This is a genomic window from Rhodoferax sp. UBA5149, assembly GCF_002413825.1.
Taxonomy (GTDB): Bacteria; Pseudomonadota; Gammaproteobacteria; order Burkholderiales; family Burkholderiaceae_C; genus Rhodoferax.
On the sequence record NZ_DHXT01000235.1, the window covers coordinates 20,571 to 22,066 of the forward strand.

General features: G+C 59.6%; 1 protein-coding gene and 1 pseudogene. Both read left to right on the forward strand.

The genetic code is table 11. The features are described from left to right. Positions 1-1,220, forward strand: a 1,220-nt coding sequence (locus tag B3V69_RS20620) for an OFA family MFS transporter (RefSeq protein WP_296449679.1), incomplete at its 5' end; no start/stop codon positions are given. 52 nt (positions 1,221-1,272) lie between these two features. Further along, positions 1,273-1,496 (forward strand): annotated as a pseudogene (locus tag B3V69_RS20625) (NADH-quinone oxidoreductase subunit F); the annotation flags it as partial.

A 1,496-nucleotide genomic window follows, 5' to 3' on the forward strand; every position in this document is an offset into this window, starting at 1 on the left:
TAGGTTCGGGCGTGATCGGGGGTGTCGGGCTCGGACTGGGTTACATCTCGCCGGTTTCCACTCTGATCAAGTGGTTCCCGGATCGGCGCGGCATGGCCGCTGGCATGGCCATCATGGGCTTTGGTGGTGGCGCCATGATTGGTTCGCCGCTGGCCGCCGATCTGATGAAATACTTCGCCACCGCTTCGGACGTCGGTGTGACGCAGACCCTTGTGGTAATGGCCCTGGTGTACTTTGTGTTCATGATGGCTGGTGCCTTCGGCTACCGGATTCCGGAGACCGGCTGGAAGCCAGCCGGCTGGACTCCGAAACCGACGCAAGTGAATAACGCCATGATCACGCCGCACCATGTGCATGTGAGCAAGGTTTTGGGCATTCCCCAGTTCTGGTTGATCTGGATGGTCTTGTGCATGAACGTGAGCGCAGGCATTGGCGTGATCGGCATGGCGTCGCCCATGCTGCAGGAAGTGTTTGGCGGTTCCTTGATTGGTGTGGCCAAGAAGTTTGGTGAACTCGACAAAGCTCAACTGGCAGCCATTGCCGGTGTGGCAGCAGGCTTTACGGCACTGCTGAGCCTTTTCAACATTGGCGGCCGATTCTTCTGGGCCACCATCTCCGACAAACTGGGCCGACGACTCACCTACGCGGTTTTCTTTGTACTCGGCGGCATCCTGTACTTCAGCATTCCTGGCAGTGCCGCCGCTGGCTCGAAGGTGCTGTTTGTGGCCGCGTTTTGTGTGATTTTGAGCATGTACGGCGGTGGCTTTGCGACCGTACCCGCTTACCTGGCCGACATCTTTGGCACGCAGATGGTAGGCGCCATTCACGGCCGCCTGCTCACTGCCTGGGCCACGGCGGGCATTGTCGGGCCCGTCGTAGTCAACTACATGCGCGAATACCAACTCGGTCTCGGCCTGCCGCGCGAACAGGTCTACAACCAGACCATGTACATCCTGGTCGGGATGCTGGTGGTGGGTTTGATCTGCAACCTGCTGGTGCGGCCCCTGAATCCCAAGTGGTTCATGACGCCGGAAGAGTTGGCGCTTGAGAAGCGTCTGGCGCATGAAAAAGTCAAGGCTTCAGAGGTGCATGGCGACGGCACGCACGCACATGACAAGCCCAGCAACCCCCTGTTTCTGGTGCTGGCCTGGGCGGCGGTCGGTATTCCGCTGGCGTGGGGCGTTTACCGTACCTCGCTGACGGTAGCCAAGTTCTTCTGACGCTGGGCCAGGTCACAAAAATAAGCTAGAACGCGATCACGAGGGAAGTCGGATGTCATTTGGCGAAAAAAATACCGTGGCGCTTGCCACGGTGGAGGAGATGCGCGAGCGCATTCGCCGAAAAAGCAAGCTGAAAGGGCGCCAGACTGACAACGCTTCGCTGCACGAGGTGCGGGCACTGGTGGGCGGCGCGCCGCATCGGCGCGATCTGCTGATCGAGCACCTGCACAAACTCAATGACGCGTTTCTCTGCCTGCATGACCGGCATCTGGTGGC